Source organism: Brevundimonas sp., assembly GCF_036659295.1.
Classification (GTDB): Bacteria; Pseudomonadota; Alphaproteobacteria; order Caulobacterales; family Caulobacteraceae; genus Brevundimonas.
In genome coordinates this window covers 23,082-29,081 of the sequence record NZ_JAVXCU010000028.1, presented here as the reverse complement: position 1 = coordinate 29,081, position 6,000 = coordinate 23,082, and the positions used below count along the sequence as shown (strand labels likewise).

The window sequence follows — 6,000 nt, the reverse complement described above, 5'->3', positions numbered from 1 at the left end:
GCCTGAGCGTTTCCGGGGCGGTTGCGCCTTCGGCTCCGAAAGACGGTTGCCCATCCCCCGATCTCTCCCGCGAGAGCAAATGTCCTAAGCCATCGACTCCTGTTCGAAGTCAAGCGGCACCGGGCTTGTCGGAACGGTTTTGAGGCGTCATTGAGGGCCTAACCTGTTTGCCGTTTGCTGGATGCCCGCCAAAATGACCGATACCCGCATCGACCTTGCCACCCATCTTGATGCTGCCGCACTGCCGCAAGGCCTGTCCGAACTGCTGGCTCTGGTGGCCTCGGCCTGCGTGGACATCCGTAAAGTGGTGTCGGGCGGGGCGCTGGCCGGTGCGCTGGGCGCATCGGGCAATGTGAATGTGCAGGACGAAGAGCAAAAGAAGCTGGACGTCATCTCCAACGACATCCTGACCGACCAGTTACTGGCATCGCCTCTGGTGGCCGGTGTGGCCTCCGAGGAAATGGACAACTGCCAGCCCGCCACCCATGCGGGCGGCAAGTTTTTGGTGCTGTTCGACCCGCTGGATGGTTCCAGCAATATCGACATCAATGCGCCTGTTGGCACCATCTTCTCGGTTCTGGCCGCACCGGAAGGCGACATCGACGATGCGTCCTTCCTTCAGGACGGTCGCAAGCAACTGGCGGCGGGCTATGTGCTGTATGGCGGCCAGACCATGCTGGTGCTGACGACGGGTAACGGCGTGGCCGGTTTCACCCTGTCGCTGGATGGCCAGTGGTTGCTGACCCATCCCGACATCAAGATTTCCGCCGACACCAAAGAGTTCGCCATCAACATGTCGAACCAGCGCCACTGGTCCGAGGGCGTGCAGGCCTATGTCGCCGGTTGCCTTGAAGGCGCCGAGGGCGGTCGCGGCAAGAATTTCAACATGCGCTGGGTCGCCGCAATGGTCGCCGACGTCCACCGCATCATGATGCGCGGCGGCGTGTTTCTCTATCCATGGGACAAGCGCGAACCGAACAAGCCCGGCAAGCTGCGCCTGATGTACGAAGGCAACCCCATGTCCTTCCTCGTCGAACAGGCAGGCGGCAAGTCCACCACCGACGGCCGCGCCGCCATCATGGACGTTGCCCCGACCGAACTGCACCAGCGCGTCCCCGTCATCCTCGGCTCCGCCAACGAAGTCGACATCATCGCCGACACCTGCGGAGTCTAAGCCCATGAGCATCCCCGCCTTTGACGTTCTCGATACCGACGCCCTGATCGTCGTCGATCCGCAGAACGACTTCTGCGAAGGCGGGGCCTTGGCGGTTGAGGGCGGGGCGGGGATCATGCTGCTGATCAACGAGATCGCCGCGCAGTTCAAAACCGTGATCGTGTCGCAGGACTGGCATACGCCGGACCAGATCAGCTTTGCTTCCAACCACGAAGGCGCGGTGCCGTTCACGGCTATCGAGGTTGCCTATGGCCCGCAGATGCTGTGGCCGGACCACTGTGTGCAGGGCAGCAACGGCGCGGATTTCCACGCTGACGTCGCCCCTGCCATCCAGCGTGCGGCGGCGATCATCCGCAAAGGGGCCAACCCTGCGGTGGACAGCTATTCGGCCTTTTTCGAGAATGACCGCCAGACTTCGACCGGCCTGTCCGGCCTGCTGCGCGGGCTTGGCATCAAGCGGGTCTTTATCTGCGGTCTCGCCTATGACTACTGCGTCCGCTACAGCGCCGAAGACGCCGTGCGCGAAGGCTTTGAGGCCATCGTCATCGAAGATGCCAGCCGCGCCATCTCTCCCGACACAGCCCAAGCCGCCCGCGACAGCTTTGCGGCGCTGAACATCACACGCCTATAGTTTTTCGGGACTGTCGAAAGCCGATCTAGATCCTCACCACAGGCCCAGAAAGCCAAGGATCAGAGCGAGGGGTAACAGGCTGCCCACAATGATGCCGGTGCGCGCCACATAGGTCAGTTGGCGGATCAGGCTTGAGCTGTACTGCGTGTACCAGTCCGTGAACACGGCCCAGATATTCATATATCGGCCCAGCGGCACGCCAAACGAATAGATTTTAAGCAGGGCCACAGCATCCCTGTCGGCCAGTCCTTGCCGGCGTTCCTGATCGGCGATGGCATCGGCCATTCCGGCGCTCAAGGTCGCGGTGACGGCACCGGCCAGACCGATCCAGACCATGGCTTGCAGGACAGGGTGCATAGCGATCCTCCGGTTGAGCCGTTTTGGCGAACCAGTTCGGGACTTTGCGGCCCTTTATCCGGACGGGCAAGTGCGGCTGCACCTGCGGCCTTGGGGGCACTGCTGCTCCAGCCGAATATTCGGCCGGAGCAGACAGAACTAGGACTTAACTAGTTGATTTCGGTGATTTCGACCGTGGCAGAGACAGGGCTGTCGCCATAGGTGCCAACCCAAATCTCGTAAACTCCGGATGCCGGATTATTCAGGCGGAACAATGGATTGTGGCCGCCGCCGCTGTCGTCATCGCAATACCAGCGACCATCGGGACCGTTGACAACCAGGGTGGTGTCTTCACCGGATACAATCTTGAAGTTCAGCGGCATAGAGTCGGCCGAATAGGTCAGGCGGACATCCGGCGCGCTGGCAATCTTGCCAACGCAGGAACCGCCGCGCGAGCGGGCGGCGTCAATGGTTCCGCCTGCGGTCACACGGACACGGTAAGGATCGGGCGTGAAACCGGCCGACAGGGTGATATCTGCAAACGTCGGGGTCGCACCGATTTCCTGCGCCATAACAGGGGTTACAGCCATGCTTGCGAAAGCCGCTGCGCATACGACAGCGCGGATCATTTGAGTTTTCATAGTTTTCCCGTTTCTAGGCATTTTGCCTGTCATCGACCCTATAAGAGCATCGTTATGTGAACAGGATTTGAACAAATAGTACCTTTGGGTGACATAATATGTCGCGGGCGATTTTGGGATCAATCCGCACCTATTCCCAGAAATCCTCCTCGTCCGGAATGCGGTTAAAGGCGATCTTGGCTCCGATATAGGCGGGTAATCCGGCATTGGGACCGATGCTGACCGTGTCCTTGCCAAAGCGCTTGTTCAGGGCGTCCATCGCCTGTGACAGGCGCAAGCTGGGCGCCTTGCCGTTCATGTCCGGCCCGTCGCTGAACAGATCGGCCTCGAACGCCGCACGCGGTTTCAGGCCGTGAATATTCACCCCGACAGTATTGGGGCGCCCGCGTTTGAGCGTGGGCAGCGCCTGTTGCCATAGCCCGTCCAGCGCCGCCAACAGGGCAAAGGTGTCCTGTGTCGGGTCCAGATGGCATTGCACCGCCACCCGCTCGCCCCGCTGCCACGACTGCCTACGGTCAAAACGGTCGCCTCCCTCCATCTCGATATGCAGACCCAGCACCGCGCCCGTCATCTCCATCCGTCGCAAGCGCGCCCCGCATTTGACCAGCAGACGCCGCGCCACGGCACGGGTCTTTTCCGGCGTTCGCATCTCGGCCCCCAGCACATGGCTGTGGCCGATAGAGGCAGGCGGCAGTTCGGGCGGCAGTTCGGTGTGCAAACCGTGCAGGCCGCGCCAGATGCGCTCGCCCTCGACACTGTTCCAGACATGACGCGCCTGTTTGGCGCTCATGGCCCACAGTTCGGCGGTTGAATGGACGCCTGCCGCCGCCAGCCGTTTTTGCATACGCGGCCCGATCCCCGGAAAATCCGACACCGGCAGGTCCAGCAGGGGCGCGGGAAGTTCGTTCAAGCGCAATATGGTCAGGCCGTCGGGCTTTTTCATTCCGCACGCGGTCTTGGCCAGAAAGCGTGACGGAGCCAGACCCACCGACGAGCGCAGACACTCGCCGACATTGTCCTTGATGCCCTGCTGGATACGCCGTGCCAGCGCCACCGCATTGGCCTCAATCCGCTCCGGTCCTTGCAGTTCGCACGAACATTCGTCGATCGAGCCGACCTTGAAGACAGGGATGTGCAGATTGATCTCCGCCATGATCTGCTTGTGCAACTGGACATACACATCCGGCCGCGCCTCGGCGACGATCAGGTCTGGGCACAGCTTGCGGGCCTCCGACACCTTCGTGCCGGTGCGGATACCGTATGGGCGGCTTTCATAGCTGGCGGCAATCGCCCCCGAATACTCGCTGGCCACCGGCCGCACGATCACCGGCCTGCCTCGCCATTGCGGGTTCATCTGCTGCTCGGCGCTGGCAAAAAAGGCGTTCAGATCAATGAACAGCCAGCGAAGTTGGGCCAGATCAGGATTGGGTAGCGGGGGTTCCATGATGTGAACATAACAGGAACATAGGGGCGTGTGGAGTCACCCTTTCTGCCGTCACCCTCCGGCTTGACCGGAGGGCCCAGCGGCGCGCGTAAGCGTGAACGGCGGGCAGCAAAAAGCCCCGCCATTTCTGACGGGGCTTTGAAGGCTTAGTTCGCGGCGACGTAGGCGTCGACTTCGGCGATCAGGGCCGCCTTCTTGTCTTCCGGCAGGAAGCTGCCACGGAAGCTGTTCTTGGCCATGTCGGCCAGTTGCTCGCGGGTCAGGCCGACGGCCTTGGCCAACTGGATATAGTTGTCGTTCACATAACCGCCGAAATAGGACGGGTCGTCCGAGTTCAGGGTGACGTGCAGACCCTTTTTCAGCATGTTCGGGATCGGGTGATCCTTCAGGTCCTTGACCACGCACAGCTTCAGGTTCGACAGCGGGCAGACGGTCAGGGTCATCTGTTCAGCGGCCAGACGCGCCACCAGAGCTTCGTCCTCCATGGCGCGGTTGCCATGGTCCATGCGGTCGATCTTCAGCAGGTCCAGCGCCTCGAAAACATATTCCGGCGGGCCTTCCTCGCCCGCGTGGGCGCAGATTTTCAGGCCAAGGTCACGGCAGGCGGCAAAGACGCGCTCGAACTTGGACGGCGGGTGGCCGACCTCGGAGCTGTCGAGGCCGACGCCGATGAAACGGTCCAGATACGGCTTGGCCATTTCCAGCGTTTCGAACGCAGCCTCTTCGGGCAGGTGGCGCAGGAAGCTGAGGATCAGGCCGGACGTAACGCCCAGTTCGCTCTCGGCACGCTTCATACCGGCGATGATGCCCTCGACCACGGTTTCAAACGGCACACCGCGATCGGTGTGGGTTTGCGGATCAAAGAAGATTTCGGCGTGACGCACATTATCGGCGGCAATGCGCGTAAAATAGGCAAAGGTCAGGTCTTCGAAATCGCGTGCGGTCAGCAGCACATTGGCGCCCGCATAATAGATGTCGAGGAAGTCCTGCAGGTTCGAGAAGTCATAGGCCGCACGCACGGCCTCGACGCTGTCATAGGGGATGGCGACATTGTTGCGCTGGGCCAGCGCGAACATCAGTTCCGGCTCCAGCGAGCCTTCGATATGCAGGTGCAGTTCGGCCTTGGGCAGCTTGGCCACGAAGGTTTCGATGTCGAATTCAGTAATGGCGGGGAGGGTATCGGTCATTCCGGACCTTACCCTAACCCCGCCGTTCAATCTATCGTCTGCGAAAACGTGACCGCCCTGCGAGGAACTTGGAGGGCGCATGGCGGGTTTCTTGTGTGTTGGGATGGCGCAGACAAGGAGATGTCTATGGCGGAACAAGACCCGAAGAAATCACAGCCTGACCCGCATCCGGGTATGCTGGGTGATGGCACCGAAGAGCAGAACCTGAACCAGCGCGGCCAACCGGAAGCGCGTATCAAAAAAGACGAGGTTCAGGATGCCTTTGGCGAAAAACAGAAACAACCGCCGCAGAAATAGCGGCAATCCTTTTTCCTTTACGAGACTACGCAAACCCGTAAGGGCAAATATAGAGGCCGGACGATAACCCAGCGTCCGGCCTTTCTTTTCGCTACGCCCAACCGGTCGTCATCCTCCGGCTTGACCGGAGGACCCAGCGGCGCGCGGTAGCGCGAAAGCACAGGGCACCGTAGATACCGAAAAGATCACCTTACGGTGCCGCTGGGTCCCCCGATCTGCGCCGCAAGAACGGCTTGTCGGAGGATGACGAAGAGAGAACGAAAAAAGGGCCGAACGATCATCTCGTCCGG

The 6,000-nt window shown here is 61.0% G+C and carries 7 protein-coding genes and 1 riboswitch; of the genes, 3 read left to right on the top strand and 4 right to left on the bottom strand.

Features of this window, described 5'->3' with window-relative positions:
• Positions 1–80, bottom strand: a riboswitch (glycine riboswitch). This riboswitch is flagged as partial in the annotation.
• Positions 81–193: 113 nt separating this feature from the next.
• Both RSB01_RS07215 and pncA read left to right on the top strand, forming a co-directional pair.
• Positions 194–1,174 (top strand): class 1 fructose-bisphosphatase, encoded by a 981-nt coding sequence (locus RSB01_RS07215; protein WP_332591176.1) that lies wholly within the window; start codon positions 194–196, stop codon positions 1,172–1,174.
• A 4-nt stretch (positions 1,175–1,178) separates the two neighbouring features.
• Entirely contained in the window at positions 1,179–1,805 is a 627-nt protein-coding gene (pncA, locus tag RSB01_RS07210; protein ID WP_332591177.1) for a bifunctional nicotinamidase/pyrazinamidase, read from the top strand.
• 33 nt (positions 1,806–1,838) lie between these two features.
• On the opposite strand, the gene RSB01_RS07205 is transcribed toward pncA, so the two are convergent.
• The 4 genes from RSB01_RS07205 to RSB01_RS07190 form a co-directional block, all read right to left on the bottom strand.
• Positions 1,839–2,162 carry a hypothetical protein gene (locus RSB01_RS07205; protein WP_332591178.1) on the bottom strand — a complete coding sequence of 108 codons (324 nt, stop codon included), beginning with the start codon at positions 2,160–2,162 and terminating at the stop codon, positions 1,839–1,841.
• A gap of 149 nt (positions 2,163–2,311) precedes the next feature.
• On the bottom strand, positions 2,312–2,731 hold the full coding sequence (locus RSB01_RS07200; RefSeq protein ID WP_332591179.1) for a peptidase S1: 420 nt from the start codon (positions 2,729–2,731) through the stop codon (positions 2,312–2,314).
• Positions 2,732–2,912: 181 nt separating this feature from the next.
• Positions 2,913–4,226, bottom strand: a complete 1,314-nt coding sequence (locus tag RSB01_RS07195) for a type VI secretion protein ImpB (protein WP_332591180.1) — start codon at positions 4,224–4,226, stop codon at positions 2,913–2,915.
• 146 nt (positions 4,227–4,372) lie between these two features.
• Entirely contained in the window at positions 4,373–5,413 is a 1,041-nt protein-coding gene (locus tag RSB01_RS07190; RefSeq protein WP_332591181.1) for an adenosine deaminase, read from the bottom strand.
• Between the two features lie 126 nt (positions 5,414–5,539).
• Between RSB01_RS07190 and RSB01_RS07185 the strand changes: the two genes are divergently transcribed.
• Positions 5,540–5,710, top strand: coding sequence for a hypothetical protein (locus RSB01_RS07185; RefSeq protein WP_332591182.1), 171 nt, complete (start codon positions 5,540–5,542; stop codon positions 5,708–5,710).
• Positions 5,711–6,000 lie beyond the last annotated feature (290 nt).